The sequence below is a fragment of the Tsukamurella ocularis genome (genome assembly GCF_965138335.1).
GTDB classification, from domain to species: Bacteria; Actinomycetota; Actinomycetes; order Mycobacteriales; family Mycobacteriaceae; genus Tsukamurella; species Tsukamurella ocularis_A.
Map to the genome: position 1 here is coordinate 24,096 of NZ_CBCSDV010000025.1, position 21,325 is coordinate 45,420.

A 21,325-nucleotide genomic window follows, 5' to 3' on the forward strand; every position below is an offset into this window, starting at 1 on the left:
CCCGCNCTCGCGGCGGGCGCGACGGNGATCAAGCCCGCGCGGAAGTCCTTCTGGGGGTACGGCGCCGTCTTCCGCGCGCCCGACGGCACCGTCTGGAAGATCGCCTCGTCGTCGAAGAAGAACACCGGCGCGCCGCTGCGCGTCGTCGACGACGTGGTCCTGCTCCTCGGCGTCGACGACGTCGCCGCCACCAAGGCGTTCTACGCCGAGCGCGGCCTCGCCGTCGCGAAGAGCTTCGGCCGCAAGTACGTCGAGTTCGACGCGGCGCCCGGCGCGGTGAAGCTCGCGCTGTACGGCCGCAGGGCGGCGGCCAAGGACGCCGGCGTGCCGGCGGAGGGGAGCGGCGCGCACCGCCTCCGCATCGACGGTGCCCTCGGCGCTCTCACCGACCCCGACGGTTTCGTCTGGCGATGACGTCCCTCGGGACGACGGTGTTCCGCTGCCACCGGTGGAGGGTCATTGCTCGCCGAGGCGGAGTCTGCTCGGCCACCACACCGTGCGCCCGATGTCGTGGACGAGGGCGGGCACGAGCAGGGTGCGCACGATGAGCGCGTCGAGCAGGACGCCGAAGGCCACGATGAAGGCGATCTGCGCGAGGAAGATCAGGGGGATCACCGCCAGTGCGGAGAAGGTCGCGGCGAGGACCACACCGGCGGAGGTGATCACGCCGCCGGTGACGGTCAGTGCCCGCAGAACGCCCGTGCGCGTCCCCACCGACAGGGCCTCCTCGCGGGCACGGGTCATCAGGAAGATGTTGTAGTCGATCCCGAGTGCCACGAGGAAGACGAACGCGAACAGCGGGACCACCGGATCCGCGCCGGGGAAGCCCAACAGGTCGTTGAAGACGATCGACGACACCCCGAGGGTGGCCGCGAAGGACAGGATCACGGTGGCCATCAACAGGATCGGTGCGAGGATCGCCCGCAGCAGCAGGCACAGGATCAGCAGCACCACGACGGTCACCACCGGGATGATCAGGTTGCGATCGTGCAACGCGGTCGTCTTGGTGTCGAGATCGACGGCGGTCGGCCCGCCGACGAGCGCGTCCGCCCCGGCGACGGATCGCACCGCCCGGCGCAGCCGGACGACGGTGTCCTCCGCCGCGAGGGAGTCCGCGGGGTCGCGCAGCGCCGCACGGAGGGCGACGCGCCCGTCGACGTTCTTCGGCGCACCGTCGGGTCCCACGACCGGCGCGACCGCACCGACGCCCTCGGTCCCGGCGGCCGCGGTCCGCACGGCCTCGAGCGCGGCGGCGTCGGCGATGATCATCGCGGGGGAGCCCGGGTCCGTGTCGAAGTGAGTGGACAGGACGTCCTGGCCGAGCTGCGAATCGACGGTCACCAGGAAGGTGTCGGACTGCGCGACGCCGTCGGCCCGGAACTGCGGCGCGAGGGCCGCACCCACCACCAGGAGCAGAGTGGTCGCGACCCAGAACCGGCGCGGTTGCCGGCCGATGCGCTGCGCCAGTCCGGCCCAGAACCGGTGCGTCTGCTCGGGCGACTCCTCGCCGGCCTCCGCCACCGCCGGGCGGCGCGGCCAGAAGGCGCCGCGCCCCAGGAGGGCCAGTGCCGCCGGCAGGAAGGTCATCGACGCCAGGAAGGAGGCGGCGATCCCGATCGCGGCCACCGGTCCCAGACCGCGGTTGGAATTGAGATCCGAGAGCAGCAGGCACAGCACGCCGGCGATGACGGTGCCGGCCGACGCGGCGACCGGTTCGAGCGTGGCCCGCCACGCGGCGCGCATGGCGGTGTAGCGGTCGGCGGTGGTGCCGAGTTCCTCGCGGTAGCGCGCGACGAGGAGCAGCGCGTAGTCCGTGGCCGCGCCGAAGACGAGGATGAACAGGATGCCCTGGCTCTGCCCGTTGAGGGTGATGACCCCGTTGGCCGCGAGTGCGTAGATCACGACGCTCGCGAGCGACAGCGCCAGGATCGCGGAGACGATCACGACGAACGGCAGGATCGGGCTGCGGTACACCACGATCAGGATGGCGATCACGACGGATCCGGCGACCAGCAACAGCATCCCGTCGATGCCGCCGAAGGCCTCGGTGAGGTCGGCGGCGGTGCCCGCGGGGCCGGTGACGTAGACGGTGAGTCCGTCGGGCGTGCCGCTGGCGAGCGCCCCGCGCAGCGACGTGACGCTGTCGGCGACCTCCCCGCCGGAGTCGATCGGGACCACCACCTGCAACGCGCGGCCGTCCTGGGCGCGCACCGGGGGCGCGACCGCGGGCGCGATCCCGTCGGACCCCGCGGCCCGGTCGATCGCCCCGGTGATGAACGCGGTGTCGGCGTCCGTGATGCCGGACGTGCGCTCGACGGCGACGATCGCGGGGATCGAGCTGCTGTCCACGAAGGACGCCTCGAGCTTCGATACCTCGGTGGCCTCGGCGGAGGCGGGGAGGAACGAGGTGTTGTCGTTCGACTGGACCGCGCCCAGCTTTCCGGCGAACGGGCCGCCCGCGGCGCCCAGGACGAGCCATCCGAGGATGAGCAGGGCCGGGAGGAGCCGGCGCCATCGGGCGACGGGGCGATCGGTGGTGCGCGGCGTCGTCATCACGGCGGCTCGTCTCTGTGGGAGTGCGGGGCATAACGTGGGCGGCGGACGTTCGGGATGCGCCCGAAACGTTCAGCCTGCTGATTAAAGCTCAGTAGGCTGAGTGATCGCAAGTGCAGGGAGCGAGGTGCGGTGGTGGACGAGGGGATCGCGCAGTGGCCGACGGGCCGGCTGCTGTCGATGGCGGCCAGGCTCGTCGAGCACACCTGGGAGGGCGTGCTGCGCGAGTACGACATCTCGAGCGCCGGCCTGGTCGTGCTGCACGTCGTCTCCACCGGTCCCGCGTCGCAGCGCGAGATCGCCCGCGTCGCCCGGGTGACGGACCAGACCGCGAGCCGCACCGTCGAACGACTCGAGCGCAGTGGATACGTCACCCGCGAGCCCGATCCGGCCGACGAGCGCCGGAAGGTGGTGACCGCCACCGACGCCGGGATCAGGGTCTACCGCGAACTCGTCGAGCGGGAGCGCACCGACCCTTCGCTCATCGCCGCGCTCGGCGACTCCGAGTCGGTGTTGCGGGGCCTCCTCCTCGAGCTCATCGGCACCCAGCGGGGTGCGGGCGACCGGTGAGAAGCGCGAACCGCTCCGCCGAGCTCACGCTCGGCGTCCTCGCCGACGAGGTGTTCGGCGACCCCCGCCGCTACCACCCGGTCGCGGGTTTCGGCACCGTGGCCGCCGCACTCGAGCGCCGGATCTACGCACCGTCGAGGCTGCGGGGCGCCGCCTACACCGCGATCCTCGTGGGCGGCGCCGCGGCGCTGGGCTACGCGGCCCGGAACGTGCCGGGCGCGACCGCCGTCGGCACCTGGGCCGTGGTCGGGGGAGCGGGCCTGCGCCGGGTCGGCTCCACGCTGGGCGCCGACCTGGAGCGCGGTGACATCGACGGTGCGCGCACTCTGCTGCCGAGCCTGTGCGGGCGCGATCCGTCGGTCCTCGACACCGCCGGCCTCGCCCGTGCGGCCACCGAGTCCGTCGCGGAGAACACCTCCGACGCGGCGGTCGCGCCCCTGTTCTGGGGCGCGGTCGCGGGCCTGCCCGGCCTCCTCGCCTACCGGGCGGCCAACACCCTCGACGCGATGGTCGGCTACCGCAACGAGCGCTACGGCGACTTCGGCTGGGCCTCCGCGCGTCTCGACGACGTGCTCAACTACGTCCCCGCCCGCCTCGCGGGCGCGGTCACCGTCGCCCTGGCACCCACGGTGGGCGGGGCGCCGTCGACCGCCCTGCGGGCGTGGCGGCGGGACGCGGCGAAGCACCCCAGTCCCAACGCCGGGGTCGCGGAGGCGACCGCGGCGGGGGCGCTGGGCCTGCAGCTGGGCGGCCGCACGCAGTACGCGCACGGTGTGGAGCTGCGACCCACCCTGGGCGACGGTCGCGCCCCCGAGCCGCGCGACCTGGCGCGGGCGTCGCGCCTCTCGCTCGCGGTCGAGCTGGGTGCCCTTGCCGCTACTGCCCTTTGCGTCCGTACCGGTCGGCGAGCCGCGCGGCGCGCGCGGCCTCGGGCGTGACCTCCTCCGGCGCGTCGGGCGCTTCGGGCTCGGCGGTGCCGGCCTCGTAGACCTCGCGGTCCTCGCGGCGGCGCTTCACCTCGGCCCACACGAAGTAGCCGATCGCCAGCGGCGCCATGATGCCGAAGGCGAGCCACTGCAGGCCGTACGAGAGGTAGGGGCCGGCGTCGAGCATCGGCAGGGGGATCGGATCGAGGCCGCCGGGCTGGCCCTCGTCGAGGTTGAGGTAGCCGGGGGCGAACGCGACGCCCTGGGCCGGTCCGATCGCCGCCGGGTCGATGGCGAAGACCTGCAGGTAGCCGGCCTCCGTGCGGGGGCCGCGGGCCGGGTCGGTCTTCTCCGGGGCGCGCACGCGGGCCTCGATCGTCACGGTGCCCGACGGTGGTGGCGCGAACTCCGGCACCACGCCGCCGGTCGGGGTCTGCACGAACCCGCGGTCCACGAGGTAGGTCGCGCCGTCGTCCGCGGCGAAGGGTATAAGCACCTCGTAGGCGGGTTTGCCGTCCTGATTCCGCAGGCGGGCGAGCGACTGCTTCTCGGCGAGGTACTGCCCGGTGAGCACGACGCGCCGCCATTCGGCCTCCTTGGGCACGTCGGTGCGCCCGCCGAGCAGCTGCGCGGCGGGCACGGGGGCCGCGCTCACGGAGTCGGCGATCTGCTGGTTGCGATGGCTGGTCGAGGAGTTCTTCCCCAGCTGCCACGGGGCGAGCACCGACCAGCACAGCGCAGTGAAGGCGATGGCCGCGATCGCGAGGGCGATCCATCGCGGTTGGAAGATCACCCGCACCCAACTAGGCAAGGCTCGCTCGCGTCCACTCGATGAGGCCCGGCATGGCGCCCTCGACCTGCGCCAGCGTCGCGCGGAAGTCGTCGTGATCGCCGTAATACGGGTCCGGCACGCTCTCGTGCGCCGCGTCCGGGTCGAAGCTGCGGAGCAGGCGGATCCGGTCGGCGGAGACGCCGCGCCGCAGCAGCGGCGCGACGTGGGAGCGGTGCAGCGCGACCACGAGGTCGGCGGCCAGGTGGTCATCCGTGAGCTCCGCGGCGGTGTGCGCCGTGGGGTACCCCGCCTCGGCGAGCACGTCCCGCGCGCGCCGGTCGGCGGCCCCGCCCTCGTGCCAGCCGTCGGTGCCGGCGCTGGTGACCCGCACCGCCTCGGCCAGCCCGGCGTCGGCCACCGCCTGCTCGAAGACGACCTTGGCGATCGGCGATCGGCAGATGTTGCCGGTGCACACGAAGGTGACATGCAGCGGAGTACTCACCACTCCATCTTGCCTGAAACGGTGAGGACCACCCTGGCGTACCCGGCCGACGGCGACGGAGCACGGGGCGTCCGCGTCCGACTGTGAAATCGTGTCACTCGCGGTCACGATGTCATAGCGCGTGAGCGGGTGGCTTCGGCCGCAGTCGGTGCCGGCGGATCTACGCTGGCAGCCATGAAGCTGGCAGAGGTCATCGAGATGCTCGATCAGGCGTACCCGCCCCGGCTCGCGGAGGGCTGGGACAGCGTCGGGCTGGTGTGCGGCGACCCGGAATCCGAGGTCACGCACGTCCTGGTCTGCGTGGACGTCACCGCCGACGTGGTGGACGCCGCGCTCGCCCGCGGCGCGCAGCTCGTCATCGCGCACCATCCGCTCCTGCTGCGCGGCGTCGACACCGTCGCGGCCGGCACGCCCAAGGGCGCGCTGATCCACCGCCTCATCCGCGGCGGGTGCGCGCTGTTCACCGCGCACACCAACGCCGACCGCGCCCGGGGCGGCGTCAACGACGCCCTCGCCGCGGCCCTCGGCCTCGAGGTCACCGGCCCCGTCGAACATCTCGACGCGCCCCCGGGCCTGGACCGCTGGGGCGTCATGGTGCCGGCCGCCCGGGCCGATGAGGTGCTCGCCGCGATGTTCGAGGCCGGGGCGGGCGAGGTCGGGGAGTACTCGGAGTGCGCCTGGCGGGTCGAGGGTGTCGGCCAGTTCCGGCCCGGCGCGTCGGCGAGCCCGGCGATCGGCGCGAACGGCGAACTGACGACGGTCGCCGAGACCCGGGTCGAGCTGGTGGCCGCCCGCGGCCGCCGCGCCGACGTCCTGGCGGCGCTGCGCGGCGCCCACCCGTACGAGGAGCCGGCGCACGACGTCGTCGAGCTCGTCGGCGACGAGCGGGAGTGGGGGCTCGGCCGCGTCGGCGTGCTGCCCGAGCCGATGTCCCTGGCGGCGTTCACCTCCCACGTCGCGACCGCGCTCGGCGCGCCTGCCCGGGCCGCGGGCGACCCCGCTGCCCCGATCCGTACCGTCGCGGTGTGCGGGGGAGCGGGCGACTCGCTGCTCGGCACCGTCGCCCGGCTCGGCGTCGACGCCTACGTCACCGGCGATCTGCGGCACCACCCCGTCGACGAGCACCTGCGCGCCGGCGGCCCCGCGGTCATCGACGCCGGGCACTGGGGCACCGAGTTCCCGTGGTGCGCTTCCGTGGCCGAGCGGCTGTGGCCCTACCTCGACGTCGCCGTGCACGACGCCCCGACGGATCCGTTCACGATGCGGGCCGCGCCCGCACCCGATGCGTAGAGTGGCGCAGATGAACGCTGATCCGGCCGCCCAACGCACCCTGCTGGACCTCGCCGAGGTCGACGCGGAGATCTCCCGCCTGGCCCACCGCGCCACCCATCTGCCCGAGGACGCCGAGATCGCGGAGCTCGAGAAGCGCGCGACCACGGAGCGGGACGAGTCGGTGCGCGTGTCGATCCTGGTCGAGGACCTGGACCGCGACATCAGCAAGCTCGAGAAGGAGGTCGAGCAGACCCGCCTCCGCGAGCGGAAGGACCGCGAACTGCTGGCCTCGGGCAGCGTGCCGGCCAAACAGCTCACCGAGATCGAGCACGAGCTGCGCGGCCTCGAGCGGCGCCAGTCCGTGCTGGAGGACGAGGAGCTCGAGCTCATGGAGAAGCGCGAGGCGGTCGAGCTCGACCAGCAGCGCGCCGAGGCCACTGTGAACGCGACCAACGACGAGATCGCCGCGGTGGCGCGCCGCCGCGAGGAGACCGTCAAGGACATCGAGGTCGCGCGCAACCGCACGACCACCACCCGCGAGGAGGTCGTCGGGAAGGTCCCGGCGGACCTGTACGCCGAGTACGAGCGCTGCCGGAAGAGTTCGGGTACCGGGGCGGGGCTCCTGCAGGCCCGACGGTGCGGTGCCTGCCGCCTGGAGCTCGACCGGGGCTTCCTCGACTCCGTGAACCGCAAGCCCGCCGATCTCGTGGTCCACTGCGACGAGTGCGGCGCGATCCTGGTGCGGACCAACGAGTCCGGCCTGCCCCAGCCGAAGCCCGAGGAGTGACGGGAGCGCAGCGCGGGGGGTGGACCACCTCCGCGCACGAGCCCACCCGGGTGATCCTGCTGCGCCACGGCCAGACGCCGGCATCCGTGCAGCGGCTGTACTCGGGCCGCGGCAACCCGTCGCTGACCGATCTCGGCCGGGAGCAGGCGGCCGCGGCCGCGGCGCTGCTGCGGCTCACGCCGATCGACGCGATCCTCTCCTCGCCGCTGGACCGCGCCCGCCGGACCGCCGACGCCGTGGCCGCGGGCCGCGGGCTCACCGTCGAGATCGAGGACGACCTGGTCGAGACGGACTTCGGCGACTGGGAGGGGCTCTCGTTCGGCGAGGCCCGCGAGCGCGACCCCGAGCTGCACGCTCGCTGGCTCGGCGACACCGCGGTGGCCGCGCCCGGTGGGGAGAGCTTCGATGACGTGCACGCCCGCGTCGCGGCGCTGTTGGAGCGGGTCACCGCCGAGCACGCCGGCCGCGCCGTGCTGCTGGTCTCGCACGTCACCCCGATCAAGACCGCACTGCGCATCGCCCTCGACGTCGGCCCGCAGCTGCTCTACCGGCTGCACCTGGACCTGGCCTCGATCTCGATCGCCGACTTCTACCCGGACGGGGGCGCCTCCGTGCGCCAGGTCAATCGCACGGCCGGACTGTAGGCGGCATTGGGCTCGGCCCGCACGCCTCGCTCCCGGAGCCGGGTACTCTGTACCGCGCGGACGAGCTGACCGGGCGGCCGCGGCGTCGGGAACGGCTGGGTGACCAGTACGCCCGGGTCGAGGAAAGTCCGGACTCCACAGGGCAGGGTGGTTGCTAACGGCAACCCGGGGTGACCCGCGGGACAGTGCCACAGAGAACAGACCGCCCGGGCTCCGGCCCGGGTAAGGGTGAAACGGTGCGGTAAGAGCGCACCAGCGCGGCGGGTGACCGTCGTGGCTCGGTAAACCCCACCCGGAGCAAGGTCGAAGGCGCCACCGCACGGTGGCGCTGCGCGCGTGTACGAGGGCTGCTCGCCCGAGCGCGCGGGTGGACCGCTCGAGGCACCCGGCAACGGTGTGTCCAGATGGATGGTCGCCCCCGGGCCTTCGGACCCGGGACAGGATCCGGCTTACACGTCAGCTCGTCCGCCTCATAGCCGCGCCGCGCGGTAGCGTGCGGACGTGACCGATTCGAACGCCCGCGAGGCCGTCATCGCACTACTCCGGAACCTCCCGGACTCCACTGTCGACACCATCGCGCCCGGCGCCGTCGCCGCGGACGGGAAGACCCCCGTGCCCGAGATCGCGTGGGGCGACACCTTCGTCTACTCCACGCCGAACGGTGAGCCCGGCGTCATGCCGTACCTCACGATCGTCACCAAGAACTACCCCGACGACGCGCAGTCCGACCTGGACCGGCCCGGCGCCTTCCGGCTCAACGCGAACGTCGGCCGCGAGGCCTTCACCGATCTGATCGGCTATCCGCCGGCCGAGCACGCGGCCCGCGCGGGTGAGTGGGACTACGCCGCCGACGGCGCGGTGATCCCGCATCCGCTGTACGCCAAGCTGGGGTGGGTGTCAGTGGTGAATCCCGGCACCGGACCGGAGGTCGTCGCGCTCCTCGAGCGTGCCCGCGCCCACGTGCAAAACCCGTAGAAAGTTGTCGGAGGGCCCCGTTACCGTGTGAACCATGACACACGGTGAGAGCGGTGACTGGGCGATCGAAGCCATCGGCCTGGTGAAACGGTTCGGCGACTTCACGGCGGTGGACGGGGTCAGCTTCCAGGTCCCGCGCGGGTCCGTGCTCGGCCTACTGGGGCCCAACGGCGCGGGCAAGACGACCACGGTGCGCATGATGACCACGCTGTCGCCGCCCACCGAGGGCACGGCGCGGATCGCGGGGTACGACGTGCGCGAGCACCCCATCGAGGTGCGCCGGAACATGGGGCTCACGGGCCAGGCGGCCACGGTGGACGAGATCCTCACCGGCCGCGAGAACCTCGCGATGATCGGCGGCCTGTACGGCATCCCCCGCGCCGCGCTCAAGCGACGCAGTGCGGACCTGCTCGAGCAGTTCTCGCTCACCGCGGCGGCCGATAAACAGGTCAAGGCCTATTCGGGCGGCATGCGCCGCCGGCTCGATCTGGCCGTCAGCCTGCTCACCGCCCCGCCCGTGCTGTTCCTCGACGAGCCCACCACGGGCCTCGATCCGCGTGCCCGCTCCGAGCTGTGGGACGTGTTGCGCACACTCGTGGGGAGCGGCACCACCCTCCTGCTCACCACGCAGTACCTCGAAGAGGCCGACCAGCTGGCCGACGAGATCATCGTCATCGACAAGGGGCGGATCATCGCGCAGGGCACGCCCCTCCAGCTCAAGGAACGCGCCGGGGCCGCCAGCCTGGTGTTGACGGTCTCCGACGCGGCCGACCTGCCGCGCGCCCGCGACATCCTCGCGCAGCTCGGCAGCGAGGTTTTCGTCGACGAGGGGGCGCGCCAGGTGAGCAGCCCGGCCAACGGCCTCGACGACCTGAACCGGGCCGGGGCGCTGCTCGGGGAGAGCGGCATCAAGGTCGACGATCTCGGCCTCTCCCGCCCGAGCCTCGACGACGTCTTCCTCTCCCTGACCGGGCATCGCACCGAGGCCGACGACACCGCCACCGAGGAGGCCTCCGCATGACCGCCGCCACGAAGGCCGCCGGGGTGGGCGGCATCGAGACGCGCCAGACCAGCCTGTGGCAGCAGTCCTGGATCATGGTTCGCCGCAGCATGATCCACACCAAGCGGATGCCCGAGATGCTGTCCGACGTGACGATTCAGCCGATCATGTTCACGGTGCTGTTCGCCTTCGTCTTCGGCTCCGCGATCCCCACCGAGGGCGTCTCCTACCGCGAATACCTCCTGCCGGGCATCCTCGGCCAGACGATGGTCTTCACCTGCTTCGTGGTGGCCGGCGGCCTCACCACCGACCTCGAGAAGGGCGTCATCGACCGGTTCCGGTCGTTGCCGATCAGCCGCGCCTCGGTGCTCATCGGGCGCAGCATCGCCAGCCTGTTGCACTCGTCGATCGGCATCGTCGTCATGTGCCTCACGGGCCTCGCCATCGGCTGGCGGATCCGGACGAATCCGGTGGACGCGGTGCTCGGTTTCGTCGTGCTGCTGGTCTTCGGGTTCGCCATGATCTGGTTCGGCATTCTCGTCGGCTGCATGATGCAGTCCATCGAGGCGGTGAACGGCTTCATGTTCGCCACCATGTTCCCGATCACGTTCCTCTCGAACGCGTTCGTCCCGACCGCGGGAATGGCGCCGTGGCTGCGGGCGATCGCCGAATGGAATCCGGTCTCGTCGCTGGTCCAGGCCATGCGGGAGCTGTGGGGCAACGATCTGCCGCTGCGCGAGGGGGCGCCCTGGTCGCTGCAGCACCCCGTTCTCGCGACCGTGCTGTGGTCGATCGCGCTGACGGCCGTGTTCGCACCCCTGGCCGTGCGCGCCTTCAACAAGCGCACCGTCGACTAGGCTCGGGCGGGTGATCGGAGACCCCCTGCCCCCGCGCATCACCGAGCCCGAGCGTCGTCGCGAGTTGCTGGACAGCGGCGCCATCTACACCGCACAGCGGTCCGTGCGGGGCGACGCCGTCAGCCCCGACCGCCGTCTCAAGTTCGACGGGGTCGCCCGCTACCTGCAGGACACGGGGCAGGACCATCTGCGCCACGTCGACTACGAGGACGTCCACCCGTACTGGGTGGTGCGGCGCACCGTCATCGAGATCCTCGAGGGCGGCGAACAGCCCGACATCCTCACCGTCGAGCGCTGGGGTTCCAAGATGGGCTCGCGCTGGTGCAACGTGCGCATCGGCATCGACGGACAGAAGGGCACTCGGATCGAGACCGAGGCCTTCTGGATCAACTTCAACATCGACACCCTCACCCCGTCGGCGCTGAGCGAGACCTTCCTCAGCACGTTCGGGGCGGCCGCCGAGCCGGGCGTCCTGCGCTGGAAGCAGTGGCTCGATCCGACGCCGCACCCGGACGCGGTCGAGGTGCCCTTCCTGCTGCGCGCCGCCGATCTCGACATCATCCAGCACGTCAACAACGCCGTGTACTGGACTGCGTTGGAGGAGGTGCTCTCCACCTACCCGGACCTGCGGGAGCGGCTGCCCCTGCGCGGCATCGTCGAGCACAACTCGGCGCTGCAGATCGAGGACGAGCCCCGGCTGCTGGCGCACCGCGACGGCGACGTCGTGCACGCCTGGCTGGTGGCGGGCGACCGCACCGCCGCCGCCATGAGCGTCGAGGCGCTGGCGGAGTAGGCATGACCGGGATCCCGATGCGCGGCCCCGTCCCGTCGAGCGCGGTCGACTTCGGGGCCGTCCGCGCCGAGTTCGAGCTCGTGGAGGACTTTCCGGCCGACGTGCTGGCCGAGGCGCAGGCGAGCCTCGACCGGTTTCCGGAGGGCCGCGAGGACCGTCGCGACATCGAGTTCGTGACCATCGATCCGCCCGGTGCCAAGGACCTCGATCAGGCGGTGCACATCGCTGCCGAGGGGGACGGTTACCTCGTGCACTACGCGATCGCCGACGTCGGCGCGCTGGTCACGCCCGGCGGCCCGCTCGAGACGGAGACGCGTCGCCGCGGGCAGACGATGTACCTGCCCGACGGCTCGGTGCCGCTGCACCCGCGACCCCTCTCCGAGGGCGCCGGATCGCTCCTGCCGGAGCAGGATCGGGCGGCGGCGCTGTGGGAGATCCATCTCGACGCCGCCGGCGAGGTCACCTCCGCCACCGTGCGTCGCGCTCTGGTCCGCTCACGGGCGCAGTTCGACTACGCGGGTGTCCAGGCCGACTTCGACGCGGGCCGCGTTCACCCCGCCATCACGCTGCTGCCCGAGGTGGGGACGCTGCGGTCGGCGTGGGGTCGCGCGCACGGCGCGATCGACCTGCGGCTGCCCGCGCAGGAGGCCGTCGAGGGCCCCGACGGATGGACCGTCCGGATCGAACCGCGCACCGACTTCGACGCCCACAACGCGCAGATCTCCCTGCTCACGGGCATGTGCGCCGCCGACATCATGCTGCGTGCCGGGGTCGGGCTGCTGCGCACCCTGCCCGCCGCCCCCGAGGACGCGGTCGCCGATCTCCGGCGCACCGCGGCCGCGCTCGGGCAGGACTGGCCGAGCGAGGTCACCGTCGGCGATTTCCTCGCCGGGCTCGACGTCACCACGCCGCCGGGGCTGGCCGTGATGACCGACGCCGCGCGGCTGCTGCGGGGCTCGGGCTACGCCGCCTTCGGCACCGCCGCCGCGGCGGAGCCGCCCGCCGACCGCGGCCACGCCGGCGTCGGTGCGCCGTACGCCCACGTCACCGCCCCGCTGCGCCGCCTGGCCGACCGGTACGCCACCGAGGTGTGCCTGGCCGCCTGCGCGGGCACACCGATCCCGGCCTGGGCCCGGGACGCGCTCGACGACGTCGCGGAGACGATGATCCGCACCAATACCTTGGCGAACAAGGTGGACCGGGCGTGCATCGACCTCACCGAGGCCGTGATCCTCGCGGACCGGGTGGGGGAGGAGTTCTCCGCCGTCACGATGCGCGCCGACCAAGTGCTCCTCGACGAACCCGCCGTGATCGCGCCCTGCACGGGCGGACCGCCCGAGGGCAGCCGCGTGACGGTGCGCCTCGAGACCGCCGATGCGACCGCTCGAAAGGTGTCCTTCGCGTATGAGAAGGCGCTAGCGTGAGGCCATGAGCCGTCGCCTGGTCCTCGTTCCGGCCCTCGCAGCCCTGTTCGCTCCTCTCGTCCCGGCCGTCGCGGCGCCCGTTGCCGCGGCACCCGCCTGCGCCGACTACACGTTCATCGGCGCCGCGGGATCCGGTGAAGGGCACTCAGCCGGGGGCCTCGGCAGCACCGTGAACGCCGCCGCACAGGCCTTCGCCGGGCGCGCCCGGGCGGCGGGGAAGACGGTGGCGATCCGCCCGATCTACTATCCGGCGGCGGCCGTGCCCACCCGCGTGGATCAGTTCGGCGGCTTCCTCGCGAGCATGAACACCGGTGCCGCGAACACCCAGGGCGACGTCGAGATCGTGCTCAAGGCCTGCCCGTCGACGAAGATCGTGCTCGCGGGGTACTCGCAGGGCGCCGCCGCGGTGCACCGCGCGCTGCAGCGGCTGGGCGACCGCAAGCAGATCACCGCCGCGGCGCTCATCGCCGATCCCGACCGGATCCCGAACGACACCACCCGCTACCTCGGCTCCGCACCGCGATCGCAGGGCATGGCGCAGGCCTCGGCGATGATCAGCGGCGCCAACGCCGCCCCGCTGAGCCCGCGCGTGGGTGGGCGCACCCTGAACATCTGCACGTCGGGCGACCCGGTGTGCCACTGGACCGGTGACCTCGCCAAGGCCGTGCCGAACTCGCACGACTCCTACTCGGGCTCCGACATCGGCGGCCGGCTGGCGGGTATCGCCGGCCTCTGACGAGCGGCGAGGCCGTCGGGTCATCGCAGCCCGCGGAGCATCCCCGGTAGGCTCGCGCGCGCCTGCGCGGCGCGCAGTTCCTCGACCGCGTCCAGGCGCCCGAGGCGGAAGGCGATCGCCGGATCGGTCGTCTCCGCGGCCAGGTCGGCCACCGCGTCGCGGGCGATCGTCGCGTCCTGGAACTCACCCAGCCGCGTCTGCACCTTCGACAGCGCCTTCACTTCCGACCGCAGGTCGCCCCGTACCACGGGATCGACCACGGCGGAGGCGTACCGCAACCGCTTCGCGTGCTTGCGAATGGCGTGCACGTCGTGATCAGTGCACGCCGGATCGGCGAGCAGCACCACGGACTGGCGGGCGAAGGAGCGGATCCGCTTGTCCAGCAACGGGGCCAGGCTCTTGAGTGCCGCGCGATCCGCCCGCTCCCGCAGCGGCGGGTCGGCGATGAAGGCGTCGATCGCATCCAGCAGCACGAAGTACCGGTCCGAGTTCAGGGCGAGGTCCACGCGGGCCCAGCCGCGCGCCTCGGCGGCGTGCTGCCGCTGGGCGAGCGCGGCGCCGGCCCCGCCGAGCTCGCCGTTCGCGTCGAAGTCCGCGAACCGCTGGGCCAGCACCTCGGCGTCGCGCACGGCGCCCAGAATCGAGGCCAGCAGTTTGAGCTCCGAGCTCAGCGCGGCTCGGGCGGGGCCCTCGAAGAAGCCGGAGAACTCGGTGAGCACGCTGCGCAGCTGCCGGGTGGCGACCCGCATCTGGTGCACGGAGTCCTCGCCGCGCGCCCGTACCCGCGGATCCTCGCGGAGCAGCTTGTCGCGGTACGCGGCGAGCGCGGCGGTGAGCAGCTGTCCTGCGGTCGCGTGCGTGATCTTCTTCGGTAGATCGACGGCGCCGCGCGCCACCTCGGCGTCGATCGCCCGCGCCAGCTTCGAGGCGGCGTCCGGTTCGGCGCCGCCGGCCGCCCGCAGCGCCTTGTCGACGGCGATCGCGGTCTTCCGGCCCAGGGGAGTGTCCGGTACCTCGAACTCCCACTCGCGCCACTGCTTCTCGGGGCCCTCGGGCAGCAGTGAGACGGAATGCACGTGATCGTCGACGAACTCGCCGAGCAGCTCCCCGTCGACGGCGTGGCAGTACGTCGTGAGCCGTTCGTTCTCGACGATCGCGATGGGGGCGAGGGCGCGCCCGCGCACGACGGCGCGGACGCGCTCCACCAGTTCCTCGGGCACCTCGGCGGCCGCGCCCTCGGGCGCGTCCTGCTCGCCGTGCAGCGGCACCGTCACCTCGCGGCGATCGGCACCGTCGGGCAGCTTGAGGTGCCACCCGTCGTCCTTGCCGCCGGTGCGGCGGCGCAGCGTGATCCGGTGGGCGGCGAGGTCCAGGGCGTCGGTGTCGTAGTACACCGCCACCAGGTGGAAGACCTCGTCGGTCGAGACGTGGTCGACGCCGGGCACGGCGGCCAGCGACGGCGCCGCCGTCTCCGGTCCGACCTCGTACTTCGTCTCGATCTCACGCTGCTCGGCCATGCTCAGTCCTTCGCGAAGCGGTCGGTGGCCTCGATCAGGGCCGATCGGATGCCAGGCTCGAACGCCGAGTGCCCGGCGTCCGGCACCATCACCAGATCGGCGGTGGGCCAGGCGCGGTGCAGGTCCCAGGCGCTGCGGGCGGGGCACACCACGTCGTACCGGCCCTGCACGATCACGCCGGGGATGCCGGCGATGCGGCCGATGTCCCGCAACAGTTGCCCCTCGTCGAGGAAGCCGCCGTTGACGAAGTAGTGGTTCTCGATCTGCGCGAACGGGATCGCGAACCGCGGATCGTCCGCGTCGGCCGAGCTCTCGGCGGTGTTGATGAGGTGGCTGGTGCTGCGCTCCCATTTGGACCAGGCCTTCGCGGCGGTGAGCGCCACCTCGCGGTCATCCGCGTGCAGGAGTCGGTGGTAGGCCGCGATCTTGTCGGCCGACGGTGCCCGGTCCGCCTCGCCGAGTGGGGCCAGGTAGTCCTCCCAGTTGTCCGGGTAGATGTGGGAGGCGCCCTCGTTGTAGTACCAGTCCAGCTCGCTGCGGCGCAGCAGGAAGATGCCGCGCAGCACCAGCTCGGTCACCCGCTCCGGGTGGGTCTGCGCGTAGGCCAGGCCCAGTGTGGAGCCCCACGAGCCGCCGAACACCTGCCACCGATCGATGCCGAGGTGCTCCCGGATCCGTTCGATGTCGGCGATGAGGTGCGCCGTGGTGTTCACCGCGAGCCGGTCCGCGAGCGACTGCGCCGCGCTCGCGCTCGAATCAGACGGAGCATCGGCGATGTGCGGCTTGGACTGCCCGCAGCCGCGCTGGTCGAAGACGACGATCCGGTAGGCGGCGGGGTCGAAGAAGCGCCGGCAGTCGGGGGAGGTGCCGCCGCCGGGGCCGCCGTGGATGAACACCACCGGCTTGCCCGCGGGGTTGCCGCTCTGCTCGACGTACAGCAGTTGTCCGTCGCCCACGTCCAGCAGCTCGGTGCTGTAGGCCTCGATAGGGGGATAGAACTCACGCATCAGAATCCGTGCTCCGGTCCGGGGAACTCGCCCGAGGCGACCTCCGCCACGTACTCCTGGGCGCCGCGCAGCAGCTCGTCGCCGATGTTCGCGTACTTCTTGACGAAGCGCGCCGTGCGGCCGCGATTGAGGCCGGAGAAGTCCTGCCACACCAGTACCTGACCGTCGCACTCCTTGCCCGCGCCGATCCCGATCGTGGGGATCGCGATCTCCTTGGTGACCTGCGCGGCCACGTCCGAAGGCACCATCTCCAGCACCACCGAGAAGGCGCCCGCCGCGTCGACGGCCTTCGCGTCGAGGCGGATCTTGTGGGCCGCGTCGTCGCCGCGCCCCTGGACCCGGTTGCCGCCCAACGAGTTCACCGACTGCGGGGTGAATCCGATGTGCGCCATCACCGGGATCCCTCGCCGCTGCAGGAATTCGATGGTGGGCGCCATGTGCTCGCCACCCTCGAGCTTGACCGCTTCCGCGCCGGCCTTCATCAGCTTCGCGGCGCTGCGGTACGCCTGCTCGGGCGACTCCTCGTAACTCGCGAAGGGCATGTCCGCCACCACGAGCGCGTACTTCGTGCCGCGGCGCACCGCCGCGACCATCGCCGCCATCACATCCAGCTCCATCGGCAGCGTGGAGTCGAACCCGTACACGGTGTTCGCTGCGCTGTCGCCGATCAGCAGGGCGGTGACGCCGGCCTCGTCGAAGATCGACGCGGTCATGTAGTCGTAACTGGTGAGCATCGCCCACTTCTCGCCGCGCTCCTTGAGCTCGGCCAAGTGGTGGATGCGCACCTTCTTGCGCGGGGGCTTCGCGGCGGTCTCGCCGTCCGCGGCGGATCCGCTTCCGTACAACGGGGTCTCGCTCATCTCGTCACTCCATCTTCAACAGTCCCAGCCGGTCTCTCCGGTCCGGGCAGTCTTCAGTCCCGGCGTCAGGCCGGGTCGTGCCAGCGGTTCGTGATCGGCATCCGTCGGTCGCGGCCGAAGGCCTTCGGCGTGATCTTGGGCCCCAGCGGGTACTGGCGGCGCTTGTACTCGGCGCGGTCCACGAGGCGCGCGACTTTCCGGATCAGGTCGGGGTCGTACCCTGCGCCGTTGTTCCCGTCCGCCGCGATCTCGGCGACGCCCTGGTCCTGCTCGACGTAGCGGCGCAGGATGTCGTCGAGGATCTCGTAATCGGGCAGGGAATCGCTGTCCTTCTGGCCGGGCCGGAGCTCCGCCGACGGTTCCTTGGTGATCGAGTTCTCCGGGATCGGCGGCGTCTCGCCGCGCTCGACGGCGACCTTGTTGCGCCAGCGCGCCAACTCCCAGACGAGCGACTTCTCCACGTCGCGGATCGGCGCGTAGGCGCCCACCGCATCGCCGTAGATCGTCGAATAGCCCACGGCCAGTTCGCTCTTGTTGCCGGTGGCCAGCACCAGGTGGCCGTCGAGGTTCGACAGCGACATCAGCGTCATGCCGCGGCACCGGGCCTGGATGTTCTCCTCGGCCAGGCCGGTCAACTGCAGCTGATCGACGAAGGCGGCGACCATGTGCTCGATCGGCTCGAACCGGAACTGGATCCCCATGCGCTGCGCCTGATCCGCGGCGTCGTCCTTCGAATGGTCGGAGCTGTACTTCGACGGCATCCCGACGCCGTACACGTTCTCCGCCCCCACCGCGTCGGCGGCGATCACCGCCACCAGGGCCGAGTCGATGCCGCCGGACATCCCCAGGCCGACGGTGCGGCCGCCCACCTTGTGGACGTAGTCGCGCGTGCCGGTGACGAGCGCGGCCCAGATCTGGGCGAGCTCGTCGAGATCGGTCCACCCGGTGACGATCGGCACCAGATCGGTGGGACGTGCGGGCAGGGAGATCTCCTCGACCTGCCATCCGTCGACGGCGGCCGCCCGGTCGCGCCCGAGCGGGGCGATGTCGGCGAACTGCGTGAACTCCACGAACTGCGGGCCCACCGCGGGGGCGCCGTCGGCGTCGAGGACGAAGGAGTCACCGTCGAAGACGAGCTCGTCCTGGCCGCCGACCAGGTTGACGTAGATCATCGGTGCGCCGCCCTCGGCGACGCGCGCCGCGGCCACCTCGCGCCGCACCGCGGGCTTGCCGGCCTCGAAGGGGCTCGCGTTGAGGCACAGGACCGCGTCGACGCCGAGGTCGCCCAGGCCGGCCACGGGACCGTCGGGCCACCAGACGTCCTCGCAGATCGCGAGGCCGAGCCGCACCCCGTCGACGTCGAGCACCACCAGCCGGTCGCCGGGCGTGAACCAGCGCTTCTCGTCGAAGACGCCGTAGTTCGGCAGGAAGTGCTTGTCGTATCGGGCGACGAGCTCGCCGCCGTGCAGCACGCCCGCGGCGTTGCGCGCCCCGCCCGTCGGGTTCGTGCTGGTCTCGGGGGCGTCTGGGTCGCGGTCGAGGAAGCCGACCACCACGACGAGGTCCCCGCAGCCGGCGGCGTCCAGGGAACGGGCCAGCTCGTGCACCGCCTCGCGGGAGTCGACGGCGAAGGACCGGCGCAGCAGCAGGTCCTCCACCGGATAGCCGGTGAGGGCCATCTCGCCGAAGACGGCGACCTGCGCGCCGCGCTGCGCGGCGTCCCGGGCGGCGGCGGTGATCCGGGTGACATTCGCGTCCAGGTCACCCACGACGGGGTTGATCTGGCACGCCGCGACACGAAGGGGCGTCATGGCTCAACCCTAGCGTCCCCGGAACCCGGAGCGCCGCGTGGCAGGATCGGAAGGATGAAGGCAGGCAAGCCCCTCCTGACCGCGCTCGCGGTCCTCTCCGCGGCGATGCTCGCGGGATGTTCGGTCCAGATCGGCGGGACCGCGGAACCGGCGAGCGGACCTGCCGCGCCCGGTACCGCCACCACGTCCGTGCGGGCGCCCGAGACGGGTGTCCCGGCTGCGCTGCACAAGTACTACGGGCAGACGATCGAGTGGGGCTCGTGCGCCGCTATGGCCAAGGCCGACGACATCGCCGAGTACGACAAGACGAAGCTCGAGTGCGGCCACCTGACGGTGCCGATCGACTACGACGCCCCGTCGGCGGGGGAGACGAAGCTCGCCGTGGCGCGGGTCCGCGCGACGGGACAGCGTCGGGGCTCGCTCCTGATGAACCCGGGCGGCCCCGGCGGCTCCGGTGTGCAGCAGGTGGCGGGCAAGTCGATGGAGGCCGGCAAGTTCGAGATCGCCGGCAGCTTCGACCTGGTGGGCTGGGACCCGCGCGGCGTGGGCGCCAGCTCGCCCGCCGTGAAGTGCTTCAGCGACAAGCAGCGCGACCAGAACCGCCTCTCCGTCCTCGCCTTCGACAACTCGCCCGCGGGCATCGCGAAGCAGGAGGCGTTCAACAAGTCTCAGGCGGACCTCTGTGCCGAGAAGATGGGCAGGACCTTCCTCGCCAAGGTCGGTACCGCCGACACGGTCCGCGACCTCGACGTGCTGCGCGCCGTCCTCGGCGACGCCAAGCTCACCTACCTCGGGTACAGCTACGGCACGCTCATCGGTGCCGTGTACGCGGAGACCTTCCCGGAGCGCGTCCGGGCGATGGTGCTCGACGGTGCCGTGGACCCCGCGCTGGACTCGATCACCTCGAGCGTGCAGCAGATGGCGGGCTTCCAGACCGTCTTCGAGGATTGGGCGAAGGACTGCGCGAAGTACCCGACCTGCCCGGTCGGCACCGACCCGTCGCGGGCCACCGAGCGGTATCAGCAGCTGACGCGGCCGCTCATCGACAAGACGGTCCGCGGTGAGGGCGGCCGGCAGCTCAGCTACAACGACGCCACCACCGCGACGATCCAGGCCATGTACGCGCAGCAACTGTGGGAGCCGCTGCGCCGGGGCCTGACCAACCTGCAGAAGGGCGACGGCTCACTGCTCCAGCGCATCGCGGATCTCTACCTCAACCGCGACGAACTGGGGCGGTACTCGCCGATGATGGACGCGAACACCGCCATCAACTGCGTCGACGGCCCGGCCGTCACCGAACCCGCCGACCTGGCCCGGCTCGACACCGAGATCCGCAAGGCCGCGCCGTTCCTCGACGACGGCCGCGGCACCGGGCGGGCGGCGAAGGGGACGTGCGCGTTCTGGGCCGCCGCGCCCACGCTCAAGCCGCACCAGGCCAACGCCGTCGGCGCCCCGAAACTCGTCGTCGTCTCGACGACGCACGACCCGGCGACCCCGTACGAGAACGGCGTGAACCTGGCCGAGCAGCTCGGTGCCTCCCTCATCAGCTACGAGGGCAGCCAGCACACCGTGTCACTGGAGGGCAATGCGTGCGTCGACGGCGCCGTGACCGCCTATCTGCGGGACCTCACGACGCCCCCGGCGGACCTGCGCTGCACCGCGTGATCAGTTCGCGGCCAGGACGCGGATCGCGAAGATCAGGGTGTCGCCCGGTTCGACGCCCGCACGCGGCTCCCCCTTGGGGTAGCCGTCGGCCGCGGTGACCGCCGTGACGACCGTGGTCCCGGAGCGCTGCCCGACGAGCGCCGCCCGGAACCCGGTGACCACGTCGGGCAGGGCGAGCTCCGCCGACGTCGCCCGGGAGAAGGCGTCGTCGAAGACCGCGCCGGTGCGTCCGTTCACCCCCTGGTAGCAGACCGTGACCACCGACTTCTCCGTGAGCGTCGCACCGGAGCCGGGCTCGGCGACGACGGCCTGCGACCGGTCCACCCGATAGGGCGCCGCGACGGTGATCCGGGGCGCTGCATGCGCCGTGGGCGCGACGACCGACGCGCTGCCCGTCACGCCGTTCAGCCTGATCGCCTTCGCGTCCGCCGCCGGCGCAGCGCTGGGACACGCATCGATGGTGCCGGTCGCGCTGGCGGGGGCGGGCGCCTCTGTCTGCCCGCCGCACCCCGCGAGGGGCAGGGCGCAGGCCATCGCGGCGACGGCGAGGCGTGCGAACGGAGCATCCACGCCCGGCACGCTACTCGGAATCCCCTTCGCCGGTGCGAATCGGCCGGAACCCGCGGCGGGCGTTCGGCGGTCCACGACCTTCGC

19 protein-coding genes, 1 other RNA gene and 2 pseudogenes are annotated in these 21,325 nt (G+C 72.2%); 14 read left to right on the forward strand and 8 right to left on the reverse strand.

The features are described from left to right. Positions 1-26: 26 nt before the first annotated feature. Positions 27-414: pseudogene (locus tag ACNAYW_RS19225) on the forward strand (VOC family protein); the annotation flags it as partial. 42 nt (positions 415-456) lie between these two features. Here the strand turns inward: ACNAYW_RS19225 and ACNAYW_RS19230 are convergent. Then, complete coding sequence (locus tag ACNAYW_RS19230) at positions 457-2,553, reverse strand: MMPL family transporter (RefSeq protein WP_415851252.1); 2,097 nt, start codon at positions 2,551-2,553, stop codon at positions 457-459. A gap of 132 nt (positions 2,554-2,685) precedes the next feature. Between ACNAYW_RS19230 and ACNAYW_RS19235 the strand changes: the two genes are divergently transcribed. Together ACNAYW_RS19235 and ACNAYW_RS19240 are read left to right on the forward strand one after the other, a co-directional pair. Next, the gene (locus ACNAYW_RS19235; protein ID WP_415851253.1) at positions 2,686-3,123 is read left to right on the forward strand and encodes a MarR family winged helix-turn-helix transcriptional regulator; all 438 of its coding nucleotides are present in this window, start codon (positions 2,686-2,688) and stop codon (positions 3,121-3,123) included. Next, entirely contained in the window at positions 3,120-4,061 is a 942-nt protein-coding gene (locus ACNAYW_RS19240) for a cobalamin biosynthesis protein (RefSeq protein ID WP_415851254.1), read from the forward strand. The genes ACNAYW_RS19235 and ACNAYW_RS19240 overlap by 4 nt, the downstream gene beginning before the upstream one ends. Here the strand turns inward: ACNAYW_RS19240 and ACNAYW_RS19245 are convergent. Together ACNAYW_RS19245 and ACNAYW_RS19250 are read right to left on the reverse strand one after the other, a co-directional pair. Then, on the reverse strand, positions 4,000-4,842 hold the full coding sequence (locus tag ACNAYW_RS19245; protein WP_415851255.1) for an SURF1 family cytochrome oxidase biogenesis protein: 843 nt from the start codon (positions 4,840-4,842) through the stop codon (positions 4,000-4,002). The two genes, ACNAYW_RS19240 and ACNAYW_RS19245, sit on opposite strands and share 62 nt — an antisense overlap. 10 nt (positions 4,843-4,852) lie before the next feature. Next, a complete protein-coding gene (locus ACNAYW_RS19250; RefSeq protein ID WP_415851256.1) occupies positions 4,853-5,323 on the reverse strand; it encodes a low molecular weight protein-tyrosine-phosphatase in 471 nt (156 codons plus the stop codon). A gap of 174 nt (positions 5,324-5,497) precedes the next feature. Here ACNAYW_RS19250 and ACNAYW_RS19255 point away from each other — a divergent pair, with 174 nt between their 5' ends. From ACNAYW_RS19255 to ACNAYW_RS19300, 10 genes and pseudogenes are all read left to right on the forward strand, one after another. Beyond that, positions 5,498-6,613 carry a Nif3-like dinuclear metal center hexameric protein gene (locus ACNAYW_RS19255; protein ID WP_415851257.1) on the forward strand — a complete coding sequence of 372 codons (1,116 nt, stop codon included), beginning with the start codon at positions 5,498-5,500 and terminating at the stop codon, positions 6,611-6,613. Positions 6,614-6,623: 10 nt separating this feature from the next. Then, the gene (locus tag ACNAYW_RS19260) at positions 6,624-7,382 is read left to right on the forward strand and encodes a zinc ribbon domain-containing protein (protein WP_415851258.1); all 759 of its coding nucleotides are present in this window, start codon (positions 6,624-6,626) and stop codon (positions 7,380-7,382) included. A 17-nt stretch (positions 7,383-7,399) separates the two neighbouring features. Further along, positions 7,400-8,026: pseudogene (locus tag ACNAYW_RS19265) on the forward strand (histidine phosphatase family protein); the annotation flags it as partial. 61 nt (positions 8,027-8,087) lie between these two features. Next, positions 8,088-8,494, forward strand: an RNA gene (gene rnpB / locus ACNAYW_RS19270) — RNase P RNA component class A. 33 nt (positions 8,495-8,527) lie between these two features. Then, complete coding sequence (locus ACNAYW_RS19275) at positions 8,528-9,001, forward strand: DUF6194 family protein (protein WP_415851259.1); 474 nt, start codon at positions 8,528-8,530, stop codon at positions 8,999-9,001. A 34-nt stretch (positions 9,002-9,035) separates the two neighbouring features. Beyond that, a complete protein-coding gene (locus ACNAYW_RS19280) occupies positions 9,036-10,022 on the forward strand; it encodes an ATP-binding cassette domain-containing protein (protein WP_415851260.1) in 987 nt (328 codons plus the stop codon). After that, the gene (locus ACNAYW_RS19285) at positions 10,019-10,858 is read left to right on the forward strand and encodes an ABC transporter permease (RefSeq protein ID WP_415851261.1); all 840 of its coding nucleotides are present in this window, start codon (positions 10,019-10,021) and stop codon (positions 10,856-10,858) included. The genes ACNAYW_RS19280 and ACNAYW_RS19285 overlap by 4 nt, the downstream gene beginning before the upstream one ends. A 10-nt stretch (positions 10,859-10,868) precedes the next feature. Next, entirely contained in the window at positions 10,869-11,651 is a 783-nt protein-coding gene (locus ACNAYW_RS19290) for an acyl-[acyl-carrier-protein] thioesterase (RefSeq protein WP_415851262.1), read from the forward strand. 2 nt (positions 11,652-11,653) lie between these two features. Beyond that, positions 11,654-13,075, forward strand: coding sequence for an RNB domain-containing ribonuclease (locus ACNAYW_RS19295; RefSeq protein WP_415851263.1), 1,422 nt, complete (start codon positions 11,654-11,656; stop codon positions 13,073-13,075). 4 nt (positions 13,076-13,079) lie between these two features. Then, positions 13,080-13,811, forward strand: coding sequence for a cutinase family protein (locus ACNAYW_RS19300; protein ID WP_415851264.1), 732 nt, complete (start codon positions 13,080-13,082; stop codon positions 13,809-13,811). Between the two features lie 20 nt (positions 13,812-13,831). On the opposite strand, the gene ACNAYW_RS19305 is transcribed toward ACNAYW_RS19300, so the two are convergent. The 4 genes from ACNAYW_RS19305 to ACNAYW_RS19320 form a co-directional block, all read right to left on the reverse strand. Continuing rightward, the gene (locus ACNAYW_RS19305; protein ID WP_415851265.1) at positions 13,832-15,328 is read right to left on the reverse strand and encodes a CYTH and CHAD domain-containing protein; all 1,497 of its coding nucleotides are present in this window, start codon (positions 15,326-15,328) and stop codon (positions 13,832-13,834) included. A gap of 2 nt (positions 15,329-15,330) precedes the next feature. Further along, positions 15,331-16,335, reverse strand: coding sequence for a prolyl aminopeptidase (gene pip, locus ACNAYW_RS19310; protein WP_415851266.1), 1,005 nt, complete (start codon positions 16,333-16,335; stop codon positions 15,331-15,333). Further along, positions 16,335-17,195 (reverse strand): 3-methyl-2-oxobutanoate hydroxymethyltransferase, encoded by an 861-nt coding sequence (gene panB, locus ACNAYW_RS19315; protein ID WP_415851267.1) that lies wholly within the window; start codon positions 17,193-17,195, stop codon positions 16,335-16,337. Before panB ends, pip begins: the two co-directional genes overlap by 1 nt. A gap of 65 nt (positions 17,196-17,260) precedes the next feature. Beyond that, positions 17,261-19,006 (reverse strand): NAD+ synthase, encoded by a 1,746-nt coding sequence (locus ACNAYW_RS19320; RefSeq protein ID WP_415851268.1) that lies wholly within the window; start codon positions 19,004-19,006, stop codon positions 17,261-17,263. A 54-nt stretch (positions 19,007-19,060) separates the two neighbouring features. On the opposite strand from ACNAYW_RS19320, the gene ACNAYW_RS19325 reads away from it, so the two are divergent. Next, entirely contained in the window at positions 19,061-20,671 is a 1,611-nt protein-coding gene (locus ACNAYW_RS19325; RefSeq protein ID WP_415851269.1) for an alpha/beta hydrolase, read from the forward strand. On the opposite strand, the gene ACNAYW_RS19330 is transcribed toward ACNAYW_RS19325, so the two are convergent. Then, on the reverse strand, positions 20,672-21,241 hold the full coding sequence (locus ACNAYW_RS19330) for an FKBP-type peptidyl-prolyl cis-trans isomerase (protein ID WP_415851270.1): 570 nt from the start codon (positions 21,239-21,241) through the stop codon (positions 20,672-20,674). It lies immediately after the preceding gene. Between the last annotated feature and the right edge of the window lie 84 nt (positions 21,242-21,325).